At 70.0% G+C, this 14,187-nt stretch carries 15 protein-coding genes; 3 read left to right on the forward strand and 12 right to left on the reverse strand.

Annotation, left to right across the window (positions count from 1 at the left end; all coding sequences use genetic code 11):
• Window positions 1-2: 2 nt before the first annotated feature.
• Window positions 3-794: an ABC transporter ATP-binding protein gene (locus tag ABGB12_RS31840; RefSeq protein ID WP_347683893.1), complete on the reverse strand. Its 792-nt coding sequence runs from the start codon at window positions 792-794 to the stop codon at window positions 3-5.
• Window positions 795-903: 109 nt separating this feature from the next.
• Between ABGB12_RS31840 and ABGB12_RS31845 the strand changes: the two genes are divergently transcribed.
• Both ABGB12_RS31845 and ABGB12_RS31850 read left to right on the forward strand, forming a co-directional pair.
• On the forward strand, window positions 904-1,596 hold the full coding sequence (locus ABGB12_RS31845) for a (2Fe-2S)-binding protein (RefSeq protein WP_347683705.1): 693 nt from the start codon (window positions 904-906) through the stop codon (window positions 1,594-1,596).
• A 122-nt stretch (window positions 1,597-1,718) separates the two neighbouring features.
• The gene (locus ABGB12_RS31850; RefSeq protein WP_347683707.1) at window positions 1,719-3,269 is read left to right on the forward strand and encodes a hypothetical protein; all 1,551 of its coding nucleotides are present in this window, start codon (window positions 1,719-1,721) and stop codon (window positions 3,267-3,269) included.
• Here the strand turns inward: ABGB12_RS31850 and ABGB12_RS31855 are convergent.
• Genes ABGB12_RS31855 through ABGB12_RS31865 form a run of 3 tightly spaced genes read right to left on the reverse strand, consistent with a single transcriptional unit; the run spans window position 3,257 to window position 6,770 of the window.
• A complete protein-coding gene (locus ABGB12_RS31855) occupies window positions 3,257-3,715 on the reverse strand; it encodes a peroxiredoxin (protein WP_347683709.1) in 459 nt (152 codons plus the stop codon). The genes ABGB12_RS31850 and ABGB12_RS31855 overlap by 13 nt on opposite strands.
• Window positions 3,716-3,771: 56 nt before the next feature.
• Window positions 3,772-5,262, reverse strand: a complete 1,491-nt coding sequence (locus tag ABGB12_RS31860; protein WP_347683711.1) for a hypothetical protein — start codon at window positions 5,260-5,262, stop codon at window positions 3,772-3,774.
• Entirely contained in the window at window positions 5,259-6,770 is a 1,512-nt protein-coding gene (locus ABGB12_RS31865) for a hypothetical protein (RefSeq protein ID WP_347683713.1), read from the reverse strand. The genes ABGB12_RS31860 and ABGB12_RS31865 overlap by 4 nt, the downstream gene beginning before the upstream one ends.
• A 141-nt stretch (window positions 6,771-6,911) precedes the next feature.
• On the opposite strand from ABGB12_RS31865, the gene ABGB12_RS31870 reads away from it, so the two are divergent.
• The gene (locus ABGB12_RS31870; RefSeq protein WP_347683715.1) at window positions 6,912-7,553 is read left to right on the forward strand and encodes a TetR/AcrR family transcriptional regulator; all 642 of its coding nucleotides are present in this window, start codon (window positions 6,912-6,914) and stop codon (window positions 7,551-7,553) included.
• On the opposite strand, the gene ABGB12_RS31875 is transcribed toward ABGB12_RS31870, so the two are convergent.
• From ABGB12_RS31875 to ABGB12_RS31910, 8 genes are all read right to left on the reverse strand, one after another.
• Complete coding sequence (locus ABGB12_RS31875) at window positions 7,535-8,164, reverse strand: TetR/AcrR family transcriptional regulator (RefSeq protein ID WP_347683717.1); 630 nt, start codon at window positions 8,162-8,164, stop codon at window positions 7,535-7,537. The genes ABGB12_RS31870 and ABGB12_RS31875 overlap by 19 nt on opposite strands.
• A 177-nt stretch (window positions 8,165-8,341) precedes the next feature.
• Window positions 8,342-9,073 (reverse strand): Sir2 family NAD-dependent protein deacetylase, encoded by a 732-nt coding sequence (locus ABGB12_RS31880; RefSeq protein WP_347683719.1) that lies wholly within the window; start codon window positions 9,071-9,073, stop codon window positions 8,342-8,344.
• 65 nt (window positions 9,074-9,138) lie between these two features.
• Window positions 9,139-9,507: a metalloregulator ArsR/SmtB family transcription factor gene (locus ABGB12_RS31885; RefSeq protein WP_347683721.1), complete on the reverse strand. Its 369-nt coding sequence runs from the start codon at window positions 9,505-9,507 to the stop codon at window positions 9,139-9,141.
• 50 nt (window positions 9,508-9,557) lie between these two features.
• Complete coding sequence (locus tag ABGB12_RS31890; protein WP_347683723.1) at window positions 9,558-10,226, reverse strand: response regulator transcription factor; 669 nt, start codon at window positions 10,224-10,226, stop codon at window positions 9,558-9,560.
• Window positions 10,227-10,280: 54 nt separating this feature from the next.
• Window positions 10,281-11,168 carry a phosphate ABC transporter ATP-binding protein PstB gene (pstB, locus tag ABGB12_RS31895; RefSeq protein WP_347683725.1) on the reverse strand — a complete coding sequence of 296 codons (888 nt, stop codon included), beginning with the start codon at window positions 11,166-11,168 and terminating at the stop codon, window positions 10,281-10,283.
• A gap of 3 nt (window positions 11,169-11,171) precedes the next feature.
• A complete protein-coding gene (gene pstA / locus ABGB12_RS31900) occupies window positions 11,172-12,062 on the reverse strand; it encodes a phosphate ABC transporter permease PstA (protein WP_347683727.1) in 891 nt (296 codons plus the stop codon).
• The gene (pstC, locus tag ABGB12_RS31905) at window positions 12,059-12,997 is read right to left on the reverse strand and encodes a phosphate ABC transporter permease subunit PstC (protein WP_347683729.1); all 939 of its coding nucleotides are present in this window, start codon (window positions 12,995-12,997) and stop codon (window positions 12,059-12,061) included. Before pstC ends, pstA begins: the two co-directional genes overlap by 4 nt.
• Window positions 12,998-13,963 (reverse strand): PstS family phosphate ABC transporter substrate-binding protein, encoded by a 966-nt coding sequence (locus tag ABGB12_RS31910; RefSeq protein ID WP_347683731.1) that lies wholly within the window; start codon window positions 13,961-13,963, stop codon window positions 12,998-13,000. It abuts the gene before it with no gap.
• Window positions 13,964-14,187 lie beyond the last annotated feature (224 nt).

Here is a 14,187-nt window from a genome sequence, read left to right on the forward strand (position 1 = left end):
GGTCAGCGCAGGCGGCTGAGCGGGATCACCAGCGGGGTCCCCGCGGAGGGGTCGGTGATGATCTGGGCGTCGAGGCCGAAGACCTCGCGGACCAGCTCGGAGTTGAGCACCTCGGCGGGAGTGCCCTGCGCCGCCACCCGGCCGTCGCGCATGGCCACGAGATGGTCGCAGTAGCGGGCCGCCAGGTTCAGGTCGTGCAGCACCATGACGACGGTGTGGCCGTCGCCGTTGAGCTCGCGGACCAGGTCGAGCACGTCGATCTGGTGGGCCAGGTCCAGGTAGGTCGTCGGCTCGTCGAGCAGCAGCAGGTCGGTGCCCTGCGCCAGCACCATCGCGATCCAGGCCCGCTGGCGCTGGCCGCCGGACAGCTCCTCCACCTGGCGGTCGCGCAGCTCCAGCAGCCCGGTGCGGGCCAGGGCGGCGCCGACCGCGGCCTCGTCCCGCTCCGACCAGGGGCGGTACCAGCTCTGGTGCGGGTGGCGGCCCCGAGCCGCCAGCTCGCCGACCGTCAGCCCGCCCGGGGCCACCGGGGACTGCGGGAGCACGCCCAGCGCCCGGGCCACCTCCTTGGTCGGCAGTTTCTCGATCCGCTCGCCGTCCAGCAGCACCACTCCCCCGCGGGGGCGCAGCAGCCGGCCGAGCGCGCGCAGCGTGGTGGACTTGCCGCAGCCGTTCGGGCCGATGACGGCGGTGACCTTCCCGTCGGGGACGGCCAGGTCGAGCCCGTCGACGACGACCCGGCCGTCGTAGGCCAGCCGGAGCCCCTCGGCGCGCAGCCGGGTGGCGGTCTTCATCATGTGCCGGCCTTCCCTGTGGGGTCAGGTGTGGGTTGACAGATACCTGGACAATAAATTAGGCAAGGCTTACCTAATTTGCAAGCCCTCTCACTCCCCGGGGAACAGCATGACCGCCATCAACGTCAGCCCGTATTCCCCCGCAGACTCCGACCCCTCGCTGCTTCCACTGCTCGCCCTGCTCGAGGAGGCCGCCTCCGCCGGCGGCGTTCCAGGCATCGCTCCCGGCCTGCACCTCCAGGAGGGCGTCACCGTCCGCGAGCTGGCGACCCCGCCCTACACCGCGCTCGGCGAGATGGTCGAGGAGGCCGCGGCCCAGTGGAACGCCCCCCGGCATGTGGCGGCGACCCTGTGGTGGAAGGGCTTCGCCTACTGGTCCACCGCCCCCGTCGCCCTCGGCTGGGCCCTGAACGGCGTCTTCCCCGCGCTGACCGCCGACGACACCCTCGTGCGGCGGCTGCCGCACGAGCCGCGCCTGCTCGTCGGGGCGCGCGACCTCGTCCCGGCCACCGACGTGCGCGCCATCCTGCTGGACCTGCACACCCCGCTCATCGACGCCCTCGCCAGGGTGGCGCGGGCGGGTCGGCGCAACCTGTGGGGGTCGGTCGCCGAGTCCCTCACCCACCCGCTGTCGGCCTTCGCCCCGCTGCTGCCCGGCACACCCGACGCGGCCGGGCTCCTGGCGCGGGCCGGGGCGCCGGTCTCCGGGCTGATGGAGCTCGATCCGGACCGCCGCCGCACCTGCTGCCTCTGGGTCACGCTGCCCGACGCCGAGGCGTGCGCGACCTGCTGCCTCAACTGAGGACGCGGCAGGTCGATCTCCCGCTCCACCCGAGAAGAGATCTTTCGGCATGTCCGAAAGACGGTACCCCGTTAGCTTTTCAGGCCTTATCGTCAGAGAAACAAAAAAACCCGAGGAGTGCCATGACGGTGGTGTTGGTCGTCGCGTGCCTGGCTGTCGCCGGTGCGGAGCTCTACCTGGCCTTCGGCCGGACGAGACGCGACTCGGCCGCACTCTCCGATCTCCGCGCCTCGGGGACCGAACTCGCCGAACGGCTCGAGGCCGCGCTGGCCGAACTGCACGAGTTGCGCGCCGACGTCGCCGGACGCCCCGAGTCCGCCGACCTGGCCCGGCTCACCAAGCGCACCGCCGAACTCGGCCACGCGCAGGAGGAACTGAACTCCACGCTGCGCCGCTACGACGAGCTGGCCGGCTACGTGAGCCGGGTGGAGGAGCAGTCCAGCCGGCTGGAGACCACCCTCATCGAACTGCGCCGCACCCGCGACAACCAGATCACGCACCTGGAGGCGGCGATCAGCGCGCTGCGCCGGGAGCGGGAGGAGCAGGGCTCCTGGGCCGAGGCGCTCGTCGCCGAACTGCGCGCCGAGCACGGCGAGCAGGACGTCCGCCACACGACGGCACTGGCCGCGCTGGAGGAGCGCACCCGGCGGTATGAGGACGTGCTGGCCGAGATCCGCCGAGACCTCGGCGAGCAGGGCGAACACTTCGATCAGGCCCTCGCCGAACTGCGGCGGGCCCGCGAGGAGGACGAGGCGCGCTTCACCGCCGTCTCCACCGATCTGCGACGGGAGCGGGAAGAGCAGGACACCCGGTTCACCGAGGCGCTCGAGGAGCTGCGGCAGGGGCGCGAGGAGCACTCCGCACGGCTGGCCGACGCGCTGGAGGAACTGCGCCGAGTCCGGGAGGAGCAGACCCAGCGGGTCGACACCGCCCTGGAGGAGCTGCGCACCGCCGGGGAGGTCGGCCCCTCGGAGCAGCGCGAGCTGTCCGGGCGGCTCGACCAGCTCGGTGACCCGACGGCGCCGGAGCTGATCCGGGCCGAGCTGGTGGCGCTGCGCGCCCAGACCGACCTGGCGCTGGACCGGCTGGACGAGCTGGACGCCGAACGCGACCGGGACCTGGAGCGCTACCGGGACCTGGCCCAGGCGCTCGACGCCGTCGAAGACCAACTCGCCGGGCAGGTCGCCGAACCCGAGCCCACCACCTTCCGGGGCGGGCTGGTCGGCGCGACCCCGGCCTCCCACGAGGTGCTGACCAAGTCCTACGAGAACTTCGTGGACGTGATGGACCTGCGGGTGCGCATGCAGGTGCCGGCGGGCTCCTCCCCCTGGCACACCCAGTACTACCTGGCGGGCAAGAACACCGCGCGCCTGCGCCGCGACTTCCTCACGCTGCTGGGCGACCTGCGGACGGCGGCCACCGACCCGCGGCGCGACGCCCTGCACGCCCTGGCCGTCGAGCTCCAGGCGTGCGAGCAGGCCTTCGCCCAGATCGGCCCGCTGGTCATGGTGCGGGTGCAGGACGCCCTGCTGTGCGGGGTCCTCACCGTCGCCGAGACCCGCCGCTTCGACACCGAGCGCTTCCTCAGCGACCCGGCCGCCGCCGCGACGGGCCTTCGGCTGCTGCCCGAGCCGCGCTTCCGCGACCTGAGCAGCTGGCCTCAGACGGCCTGACGGCGGCGCAGCGCCTCCAGCGCGCGGTCCGCGTGGACGTTCATGCGGATCTCGCTCTTGACCACCTCGAGCACCCTGCGGTCGGTGTCGATCACGTACGTGACCCTCTTGGTGGGCGCCAGCGCCAGTCCCCGCTTGACCCCGAACAGCTCCCTGACCTTCCCGTCGGGGTCGGCGAGCAGGGGATAGCCCAGGGAGTACTTGTCGCTGAACTCCGCCTGGCGTTCCACCGTGTCCCCGCTGATCCCGACGGGCCGCCCTCCCAACGCGCGGAACTCCTCCACGATGTCGCGGAAGTGGCAGGCCTCCGCGGTGCAGCCCGGGGTGAAGGCCGCCGGGTAGAAGAACAGCACCACGGGCCCGTCGGCCAGCAGCTCACTCAGCCTGCGCACCGTCCCGGTCTCGTCGGGCAGCGCGAAGTCCTCGACCACGTCTCCAGGTTTCATGAGCCCAAGTTAGCCATGGGACGTCCGGTCCGGTAAGCGCCGGGGTACCTGAATCATCATCCCGGCCCGAAGATGCGGGCGTGAAGATCCGCGGCATGGGCCGTGGGCGAGGGGACTCCCGGGTGGAGGCGGAAAGTGCGCTCGCCCCCGTCTCCTCGTCCCGCGGTGAGGAACAGGCACCCCTCAGGCCGTTCCTCCCGCATCCGACGGGCGAATCCGTACAGGTGCGTCACGGACACGACCCGGACTCCGAGCCCGGTCAGCGCCCCGACGACCTCGAGGGAGATGTCCGATCCCTCCCGCTCGTTGGTGGACATGAAGGACTCGTTGCACAACACCAGCGACCCCGGCCGCAGGCGGTCGACGATCGCGCTCATCCTGGACAGCTCCTCGTCGAGCTTGCCGCTGGACATCGAGCGGTCCTCCTCCCGCTTGAAATGGGTGAAGACCCCTTCGGCCACCGACGCCGTGAAACCGCGCGCGGCGGTGAACATGCCGCACTGCATCATCAGGTGGGCCACCCCGACGGCGCGCAGGAAGGTGGACTTGCCGCCCCGGTTCGTGCCGGTGACCGCGATCAGGCCGATGCCGTCGGCGTCGACGTCGTTGCCCACTACGGCGGCGTCGAGCCGCAGCGCCAGGCAGGGCTCGTACAGGCCGCGGGCGGTGAAGGCCGCCGACTCGACGGGGCGCGGCCGGGGAAGGCAGACCGGCAGGCCGAGCCGGGACAGGGTCTCGGCGAGGTTGAGGCAGCCGACGTAGAAGCCCAGTTCGTCCCGCAGGGCGCGGAAGAGATCGCGGACATGGCCGGCGGAGCGGGCCAAGGCGTCGGCGACGGGACCGAGGGCACGACCGCGGAACGCCGCCAGCAGGCGCCAGTCGTCCTCGTAATGGCCCGGGATGGCATAGCTGAGGCCCGACTTCTTCAGCCGCCGGTGGAGGGCCGAGGCGCGTCCCTTCCCCGGAGGCTCGTGCAGCCGGAAGTCGATGCCCTTGTTCCCCTCACCGAGGCGGGCGCTGGCGATGACGCCGTGGTCGAATTCGAGCTGGCGCAGGAGTGACTCCACCGAACTGAGGTACTCCTCGTTCAGCTCGCTTCGGACCATCCGGAACAACCGGGTGAAGCCCTCTGAACGAAACTCCCGGGCGTGCCGTGCGGCCAGCCCGTCCAGACCGCGCAGATGGTCGCAGAACAGCCCCAGCAGGCGCAGCGACCAGTTCAGCAGGGCTTCTGCGCTTCCGCCGGCCCCTCGGATCGTCTTCTCCCCGGCGGTGACCGCCTCGTCGGCCAGCGCGTGGAGCGCCCGGACGACCGGGGCGTTCCGCAGGCAGTCTTCCAGCACCTCCTGCCGGTAGGCGACGGCCGCCGGATCCGTCAGCGGGGCCAGGGTCGCGGCCCTGGCCAGGGCGAACAGGCGTCCGTCTCCGCGCGCCATGCCCGCCCACAACGTCTCCAGGTCCAGGTCCTCCACCAGTTCACCGGCGAGGGAGGGCTCGTGCGCCCGGGGGTCGAAGTCGCCGTCGGCGAACATCAGCCGCGGCCTCATCGGCGTACCCGTTCGGTGAGGCGGGCGCGGGTCAGGCCGTGTCTCTCCACGAGCGCGAACGCGTAGGCGTGCCCGTCCGGAGGTCTGCGCACCACCTTGTAGGTGCGGGTCGCGCCTCCGTCGGCGACCGTGCCGACCATGCTCACCGCCTTGGGATCCAGTTCCGACAACTCGTCGACGAAACTCACCCACAGGCACAACGCGTCGAGCCGGGAGATCGACGCGAGGACCGCCTCGCTGAGCACCCGGGCGTCGTCCATGGTCGTGGAGGTGAAGACCTCGTTCAGGATGATGACGCTCTCAGAAGTCGCCTGGTCGAGGATCGCGCGCATCCGGAGCAGTTCGTCCTCCAGCTTGCTCGTGAGCCATTCGGGGCTCTCCGCGCGCTCGTAGTGGGTGAAGATCCGGTCCGGCAGGAAGACGTGCGCCTCCCGGCCCGGCACGGGACATCCCAGGGCCGCCAGGTGGTGCAGTTGGCCGAAGGCCCGGGAGAGAGTGGTCTTGCCGCCCTGGTTGGGCCCGGAGACGACGATGATCCGTTCGGCGCCGGTGAGCTCCACATCGTTGGCCACCACCGGATCGCCCTGGCGCACCCGTTCGGCGGCCAGCGCGAGGTCGAACACGTCACGTGCGAGGAGGGTCTTGTCGGTGGCGGAGACGACCGGGTAGCAGACGGGCAGGCCCGCCTCCCGCAGCGGTGCGAGATAGGCGAGGTAGCCGAGGTAGAACCTCAGCTCGTGCTCCGCCCGGACGACGTCGGCGGGCAGGAAGCGCTCGTTGCCCGCGCGGAACGCCGCGAGGTCGTCGAACACACCGGGGAACAGTTCGACCACGAGGTCCAGCACCCCGGCCTCGACCCGGTCCAGTCCCGGATCCGGAGGCGGCTCCCAGGGCGGCTCCTCCCCCGCGTCCCGGCGGAAGCGCTCGAACACCGCCAGCACCCGCTCGGTGTAGTCGAACCGGGCCTCCGGGTCGTGGCGGGCGACGGTGATCCTGTCTCCTTGCATGAGGAGGTCGTAGCGGGTCTCCTCCAACCGGTCGCGCAGCCCGCGTGCCCGTTCACGGAGCCTCGTGAAGGACTCCTCCCGGACGTATCCGGCCATGTCGTCACGCAGCGCTCGCAGCCCCGCAGAGGCGACCTCCGTCTCCTCCAGGCCCTCGGCGAACGCCGTCGCCGCGGCGGCGTGTTCCAGTACGAGATCGAGGAACCAGCGGTTCGCCTGCGGGGGGTGCTTCATCCGGCCCACCAGTTCCGACCGTCGCCGGATCCTGGACATCGCCGCCGTGAACCGTTCCGCGGCCTCCCGCACGGCGGGCTTCTCCAGGTCCCGGAAGACCTGGTGGCGGAAGCCGATGAGCCGGACGTCCCGCGAGGGGAGGCGGAAGAGCGAGACCAGCCCTGGATCCTTCCCCGCCTCGGCGACCGCCGTCGCGATCCGATCGAGGTTCAGGTCCTGGAAGTACCCGGGTTCCGCCGGGTGTTCCGGCCCGGCGGGGGGCTCCCCCATCCCGGACAGGATGCTCCGGATGGCCATGCGTCCCCCCGTCCGATGCGGCAGCCGGTCGGGCCCACCGAACCACACCCGCCATGAATGCACAACCACTCAAATTTCATAGTGATTACAGATTCTTGCTGTTACCGTGCTCGGGTGACTCCACCGACGGGCCGCCGGGAACGCAAAAAGACACAGACCCGCAGAGCGCTCAGCGACGCCGCACTGCGCCTCTTCCTGGAGCGCGGCTACGACCGGGTGAGCGTGAAGGAGATCGCCGACGCGGCGGACGTCTCGGTGACCACGCTCTTCACCTACTTCCCCGAGGGGAAGCACACCCTTGTCTTCGACGAGGACGCCTCCCGCGAAGAGTCCCTCCTCGCGGCCGTCCGGCAGGCGGAGGAGTCCGTTCCCGGGGTTCTGGACGCGCTCCAAGCCCATCTGCGGGAGCGCTTCCGCTTCCTGGAGGAATCCCGGGACCTGAAGCCCTTTCTGGAGCTGGTGGAGTCCACCCCGGAACTGGCCGCCCACGCCGGGCGGATGTGGCTGCGCCACGAGACCGCGCTGGCCGAGGCCATCGCCCTGCGCACCGGGCGCGGCCCCGACGACATCGCCGTCGTCGCGCTGGCCCGGTACGTCCTGGACCTTCCCCAGCTGGCCCGCCGGAGCCCCGACCCCCTGGCGGCCCTCGACCACGTCATCGGCCTCCTCAAACGCGGCTGGGGCCCTGACCGTCCCGCTCCCCGGGATCCCGGCCCGCCGCCGTCCGCGGCGGACGGTCAGGTCAGGCCGCCGTAGAGGAGGTCCAGGTACTGGTCGGCGACGGTCTCCGGCCGCAACTGGCCTCCGGGCCGGTACCAGCGCACCGCGGACCAGATGGCGTCCCGGATGAACAGGTAGGCGAGCTTCACGTCGAAGTCCGCTCTGACCGCTCCGGATTCCTGGCCCGCGGTGAGCACCCGGAGCCAGATCTGCTCGACCCGGGCGCTGTAGTCGCCGACATAGGCGAACGCCTCCTGGTGCAGGAGGTTGCCGCTCTCGTTCTGATAGACCGCGACCGCGTGCGTTGAGTCGTGGATGCGGGCGAAGGAGATCCGGATCAGCTCGCTGAGCGTCTCCCTGGGGTCGCCGCCCTCCCGCTCGACGGCCGCGAACCGTTCGTGCAGGGGGATGAGGAACCCGCGGAGGATCTCGTCGAGCATGGCCTCCTTGGAGCTGAAGTGGTGGTAAATGCTCCCCGCCAGGATGCCCGTCGCCTCGGCGATGTCGCGCATCGTCGTCTCGGCGTAGCCCTTGGTGGCGAAGAGCTCGACCGCGACCTCCAGGAGCTGCTCGCGCCGGCCCCGTCTGGCACCGGACCCCGCGGGCTCCCGCCTCGCGGTCGCCTCACCCGGCTTCGCCACCCCCATACGGGACTTCCTCTCCGTTGAAGGAACGCACGGACGCGTCCCTGATCGATCGCCCATGAGTATGCCGGGATCTGCCCGGATCCGCCTCTCAGTGGAGCACGGATCCCGGTGATCCTCCCTCATCCCGCGGAACAAACGTTCGCCGTGAGATCCGGGCCGCCTTGGTGCGGGCCCGGATCAGGAGGACAGGGCGGCGCAGATCTCCGGCACGGCGGTGCCGATGGGCTCTCGGATGATCTCCGTGGCGAGGTCGTCGTAAGGCGTGGGATCCCGGTTGACGATGACGAGCCGGGCGCCGTGTTCGACGGCGAGCGCGCACAGCGAGGCGGCGGGCTCGACCTGCAGCGAGGAGCCGATCGCCAGGAACAGTTCGGACGCCGCCGCGATATTGCGGGCCAGCGACAGCACGTCCCCGTCCAGATACTCGCCGAACATGACGACCGACGGTTTGAGCGTCCCGCCGCAGGCGCAGGTCGGCTCTTCGGGCAGCCTGGCGATCGCTTCGGCGGCGGGAGTCCGCTCTTTGCAGCTCAGACATGTCGCGGTCGCGAGCGAACCGTGCAGTTCCACGACCTTGCGAGGCGTCGATCCGGCCTTCTGGTGCAGTCCGTCCACGTTCTGTGTGATGATCCGCAGCGCCCCGCCGCCCGCTTCGAGCCCCGCGAGCGCCCGGTGCGCGGCGTTCGGTTCCACGCCCATCCGACGTCCCGCGAACACCTGCCAGAACCGGAGGCGCACCTCGGCGTCCGCGAGGAAGTTGTCGTAGGTGAACAGATTCGCCAGAGAGGGATCCTTGGTCCAGATCCCCTGAGGCCCCCGGTAGTCGGGCACACCCGAATCAGTGGAGATCCCCGCCCCGGTGAAAGCCGTCACCCTCCGCACGCCCTCGGCCCACGACAAGCGACCCATGCCGATCTTCATACCGGTAAAGTAGGCGCCGGATCACCGCGCACGCCAACGTTTATCGGCGGCCTTCAGCGGGCCGGGGCCAGGAAGGCTCCGAGAGCCGAGAGGCGGTCGTGGTCGAGGGCGTACCAGGCCCAGGTGCCGCGCTTGCTGCGGGTGAGGAGACCCGCGTCCACCAGGATCTTCAGATGGTGGCTGATGGTCGGCTGGCTGAGGCCGAGGGGTTCGGTCAGGTCGCAGACGCAGGCCTCGCCGGAGGGGCTCGCCTCGATCATGGCCAGAAGCTGGATGCGGGTGGGGTCGGCGACGGCCTTGAAGACGCGGGCGACCCGTTCGGCCTCCGCGCGCGACGGGGGCGCGAGGGCTGCGGTCGGCGGGGAGCAGACGTCTTCGGCGGAGGGCATCTGGGCGATGATCGGCACGCTGCCATCGTTCACCACCTCAGTGTACGAGCGGTGAACGAAGGTGAAGGGGGGATGAACGGCGGTCAGGGGCAGACGAGGCGGTAGCCCACTCCCCGGACGGTGAGAATGATCCCGGGGTTCTCCGGATCGTCACCGAGCCTTTCCCTCAGTCGCCGAACATGGACGGCGATGGTGTTGGTCATGACCTTGTCGCTGCGCCAGACATGGGTCTGGATCTGCCGGCGGCTGACCACCTTGTCGGCGTTCAGCATGAGGTAGTGGAGCAGTTCGTACTCGCGCAGGGGCAGGTGGACGGGACGCGCGTCGACCCGCACGACGTGCGAGACGGGGTCGAGGTCGATGGTCCCGCAGGTGAGGAGCTTGGCCACGGCCGGGGATTCCGGGCGGACCCCGGTGATGAGCGGCAGCAGCTCGTCGAGCCGGTAGGGGCGGGCCACGCAGAGGTTGGCCCCCGCGGCCAGGGCGCGGACGGCCTCCTCGGCGTCGTCCGCGCCGACGCCGAGGATCAACGGCATCTGGTACCGCTTCCGTACGGCCTTGACGAAGGTGACGGCGCCGACCGTGGGCAGGCCGGCGCTGATCAGCAGCACGTCCGGGTCGAGGGAGCCGACGCGCAGCAGCGCCTCGGCTCCGTCGGTGCAGACCGACACCTCGACCCCGCGCCCGGAGAGCGCGAGGACGAGGTCGTGACCCAGTGTCTCGTCAGGGTCGGCGACCAGGAGCAGGGGCACGGAGATGTCCTCGCGGAGGGGAACCTGATCGTGGACGGCGGTCACGGCGGGGCCCTATCCGAACCGGCCGGTGATGTAGGCCTCGGTGCGCTCGTCGGCCGGGGTGGTGAACAGCTTGCTGGTCTGGTCGTACTCGATCAGCTTGCCGTAGCGCACCCCGGCGGGGTCGACCTCGGCGGTGAGGAAGGCGGTGCGGTCGGAGACCCGGGCCGCCTGCTGCATGTTGTGGGTGACGATGACGATCGTGTAGCTGCGGGCGAGGTGCTGCATCAGGTCCTCGATCTTCGCGGTGGCGATCGGGTCGAGCGCCGAGCAGGGCTCGTCCATGAGGATGACCTCGGGCCTGATCGCGATGGTGCGGGCGATGCACAGCCGCTGCTGCTGGCCGCCGGACAGCGACAGCGCGTTCTGCTTCAGCTTGTCCTTGACCTCGTCCCACAGGGCCGCCTGGCGCAGGGTCTCCTCGACCAGGTCGTCCAGGCCCTTGCGGACGCCGTTGACGCGCGGCCCGTAGGCGATGTTGTCGTAGATGGACTTGGGGAACGGGTTGGGCTTCTGGAAGACCATGCCGATCCTGCGGCGGACCTCGATGGGGTCGACGTCGGGCCCGTAGAGGTCCTCGCCGCGGAAAGAGATCTTCCCGCCGACCCGGGTGCCGGGGATGAGGTCGTTCATCCGGTTGAAGCAGCGCAGCAGGGTGGACTTGCCGCAGCCGGACGGGCCGATCAGCGCGGTGATCTGCTTCTGCCCGATCTTCATGTCGACGCCTCGGACGGCCTCGTAGTCGCCGTAGAAGACGCTGACCGCGTCGACCTCGAAGATCGGGTCGATGAGGTCGGGCGCGTCGTGGAACTCCTGCTTGACGGAGGTGGGGAGGCCCGGAGCCCTTTGGCCGACCTGTCCGGAGGGCGGGTTGTTCACGAAATCCCTTGTCGTCGTCATGCGTCACCAGCGCCTTTGGTAGCGGTTGCGGAGCCAGATCGCCACGGAGTTCATGGCGAGCAGGATGAACAGGAGGATCACGATCGCCGCTGAGGCCAGGACGTGGAACTCCGCCTCGGGCTGCTTGATCCAGTTGAAGATCTGGATCGGCAGGACGGTGTAGGCGTCGGTGAGGCTCTCCGGGTTGAACGTGATGTGGGTGACCGCGCCGAGCAGCAGCAGCGGCGCGGCCTCGCCGATCGCCCGGGACAGGGCGAGGATGGTGCCGGTGGCGATGCCGGGGACGGCGGCGGGCAGCACCTGGCGGGCGATCGTCTGCCACAGGGTGGCGCCCAGCGCCAGCGATGCCTGGCGGATCGAGCCGGGGACCGCTCGGATCGCCTCGCGCGCGGAGATGATGACGACCGGCAGCACCAGCAGCGACAGGGTGAGCGCGGCCGCCAGCAGGGTCCGGCCGACGCCCAGGCCGCGGGCGATGATGCCCAGGCCGAGGATGCCGTAGACGATCGACGGAACGCCGGCGAGGTTCTGCACGTTCAGTTCGATCATCCGGTTGTACCAGCGCTCGCCGTCGGCGTACTCCTCCAGGTAGATCGCGGTCATGACGCCGACCGGCACGCAGAACACGGCGGTCAGGCCGATGACGTAGAGCGTCCCGACGATCGCGGACTGCGCCCCGGCCCTCTCGGGGTAGAGCTTGGACGGGAAGTTCTCCCACAGCCGCGAGTCCAGCCGCCCCCAGCCCTCGATGAGGACGTAGGACAGCAGGACGACCAGGAAGATGACCGCGATGACGAGGCTGGCCAGCAGCAGACCGCGGAAGACCGGCTCGAGCGGGCGGGACCGGCCGCGCAGCGGGCTCCCGGTCCTCCGCCGGGGCAGGGTGGCCGTCATTCGTAGACCTCCCGGTACTTGCGGACCAGCCGGATGCTGAGGAAGTTCATCGCGAACGTGGCGAGGAACAGGAGCATCCCGACGGCGAAGATGGTCGTGTAGTCGAAGGAGGACACCGGCAGGTCGCCCTCTCCGGCGGCGGCGATGAACCCGGTCATGGTCTGCATCGCCTCCAGCGGGTTGAGGGTGAAGTTGGGCCTCAGGCCCGCCGCGACCGCCACGATCATGGTCTCGCCGACGGCCCGGGAGATCGCCAGGACGACGGCGGCGACGATGCCCGACAGCGCGGCGGGCAGCACGACGTTCAGCGCGGTGATGCGCTTGGTCGAGCCGAGCGCGTAGGCGCCCTGGCGCAGCGACTGAGGGACGGACGCCATGGCGTCCTCCGACAGGGACGCCACCGTCGGGACGATCATCATGCCCATGACCAGGCCGGCCGACAGCCCGTTGAAGATCTCCGGCGGCTCGCCCACCGGCCAGAGGTCCTGCAGCAGCGGGGTCAGGAAGGACAGGGCGAAGAACCCGTACACCACGGTCGGGATTCCGGCCAGCACCTCCAGCACCGGCTTGAGGATCGAGCGGGTGCGCGGGGTGGCGTACTCGCTGAGGTAGATGGCGGCGGCCAGGCCGACCGGCACCGCGACAGCGATCGCGATGACCGTGATGGTCAGGGTGGCCGTGACCAGCGGGAGCACTCCGTAGGAGGCCGGCTCGAACAGGGGGGACCAGTCCGTCCCGGTCAGGAACTCGCCGAACCCGACCTTCTCGAAGAACCGGATCGTGGGCGGCACGAGTGAGGCGACGATGCCGATCGTCGTGGCCACCGACACCAGGGAGGCGGTCAGCAGGAGCCCCTTGATGACCGCTTCGCCGTAACGGGGACGGCTCCGCCGCAGGGGAGAACCCGCGGCGGAGCGTGAAGCAGTGGCCGCCACTCAGCCCGCCTGCGTCTTCAGCGTCTCGAGGGCCTGCTTGAGCGCGCCTTCCTGAGTGGAGTTCAGGGGCACGAACTTGGCCTTGGTGGCGATGTCGGCGTGGTTGGCGACGTAGAACTCCACGAACGCCAGGACCTCGGGCCGCTTCAGCGAGGCGGCGGACGGGTAGATGAACAGCGGCCGAGACAGCGGCTTGTAGGTGCCGTCCTGCGCGGCGGCGACGCTGGGGGCGACGCAGCCGTTTCCGCCGTCGATCTCCACGGCCTTGAGCTTGTCGGCGTTCGCCTCGAAGTAGGAGAAGCCGAAGTAGCCCAGGCCGCCCTTGGAGCCGGACACGCCCGTCACGATGACGTTGTCGTCCTCGGACGGCTGGTAGTCGGTGCGGGACGCGCCCTCCTCACCGTTGATCTCGTCGGTGAAGTAGTCGAACGTTCCCGAGTCGGTGCCCGGGCCGAACAGCTTGAGCGGCTCGTTGGGGAACTTGGGGTCGATCTGGTTCCAGTTGTTCACCTTGGAGCCGGGCTCCCAGATCTTCTTGAGCTGCTCGACGGTGAGGCACTGGGCCCAGGTGTTGTCCTTGCTGACCACGACGGTGAGGGCGTCGTTGGCGACGGCGAACTCGGAGTACTTGATGCCCTTGGCGTCGCAGGCGGCCTTCTCCTCGTCCTTGATCGGACGGGAGGCGTCGGAGATGTCGGTCTCCCCGGCGCAGAACTTCTCGAACCCGCCACCGGTGCCGGAGGTGCCGACCGGGATCTGCACCTTGCCGTTCTCCTCGGTGAACAGCTCCGAGGCCACCGTGCTCAGCGGCGCGACGGTGCTGGAACCGTCGATCTTGACCGTGCCCGACAGCTGCGTGTCGTCCCCCGAGGAATCCTCACTGCCTCCACCGCAGGCGGACAGGGCCAGGGCCAGGCCGGTCAGGACCGCGGCGGTCCGCGCGGTGCCTCTCATCGAGATGGTCACGTGAATTTCCTCTGCTTCGTTCAGCCCGCGGCGTCGCGGGCGGTCTTCGTCGGCGCCCGATCCGGGCACCGCCTAGATCGAAGTCCGTCTATATGAACGGAAGGGGAACAAGATGTGGCCCGCGCCATAACATCGACGTTCGTCTATTAATAGATGTCACGAAAGGATATATCAGCATGGCCTGATAGCATCAGGCCATGCTGACATCAGTACAGACTGATCTG

Origin of the sequence: Actinocorallia sp. B10E7, assembly GCF_039871655.1 — a bacterium.
Lineage (GTDB): Bacteria > Actinomycetota > Actinomycetes > Streptosporangiales > Streptosporangiaceae > Actinocorallia.

Bases quoted from the DNA above. Each gene is read 5' to 3' on its own strand.
- ABGB12_RS31875 (WP_347683717.1), bottom strand. From the start codon at position 8,164: ATGGGGGTGGCGAAGCCGGGTGAGGCGACCGCGAGGCGGGAGCCCGCG.
- ABGB12_RS31840 (WP_347683893.1), bottom strand. From the start codon at position 794: ATGAAGACCGCCACCCGGCTGCGCGCCGAGGGGCTCCGGCTGGCCTAC.
- ABGB12_RS31845 (WP_347683705.1), top strand. From the start codon at position 904: ATGACCGCCATCAACGTCAGCCCGTATTCCCCCGCAGACTCCGACCCC.
- ABGB12_RS31865 (WP_347683713.1), bottom strand. From the start codon at position 6,770: ATGGGGGAGCCCCCCGCCGGGCCGGAACACCCGGCGGAACCCGGGTAC.
- pstA (WP_347683727.1), bottom strand. From the start codon at position 12,062: ATGACGGCCACCCTGCCCCGGCGGAGGACCGGGAGCCCGCTGCGCGGC.
- pstB (WP_347683725.1), bottom strand. From the start codon at position 11,168: ATGACGACGACAAGGGATTTCGTGAACAACCCGCCCTCCGGACAGGTC.
- ABGB12_RS31850 (WP_347683707.1), top strand. From the start codon at position 1,719: ATGACGGTGGTGTTGGTCGTCGCGTGCCTGGCTGTCGCCGGTGCGGAG.
- ABGB12_RS31855 (WP_347683709.1), bottom strand. From the start codon at position 3,715: ATGAAACCTGGAGACGTGGTCGAGGACTTCGCGCTGCCCGACGAGACC.
- ABGB12_RS31880 (WP_347683719.1), bottom strand. From the start codon at position 9,073: ATGGGTCGCTTGTCGTGGGCCGAGGGCGTGCGGAGGGTGACGGCTTTC.
- ABGB12_RS31860 (WP_347683711.1), bottom strand. From the start codon at position 5,262: ATGAGGCCGCGGCTGATGTTCGCCGACGGCGACTTCGACCCCCGGGCG.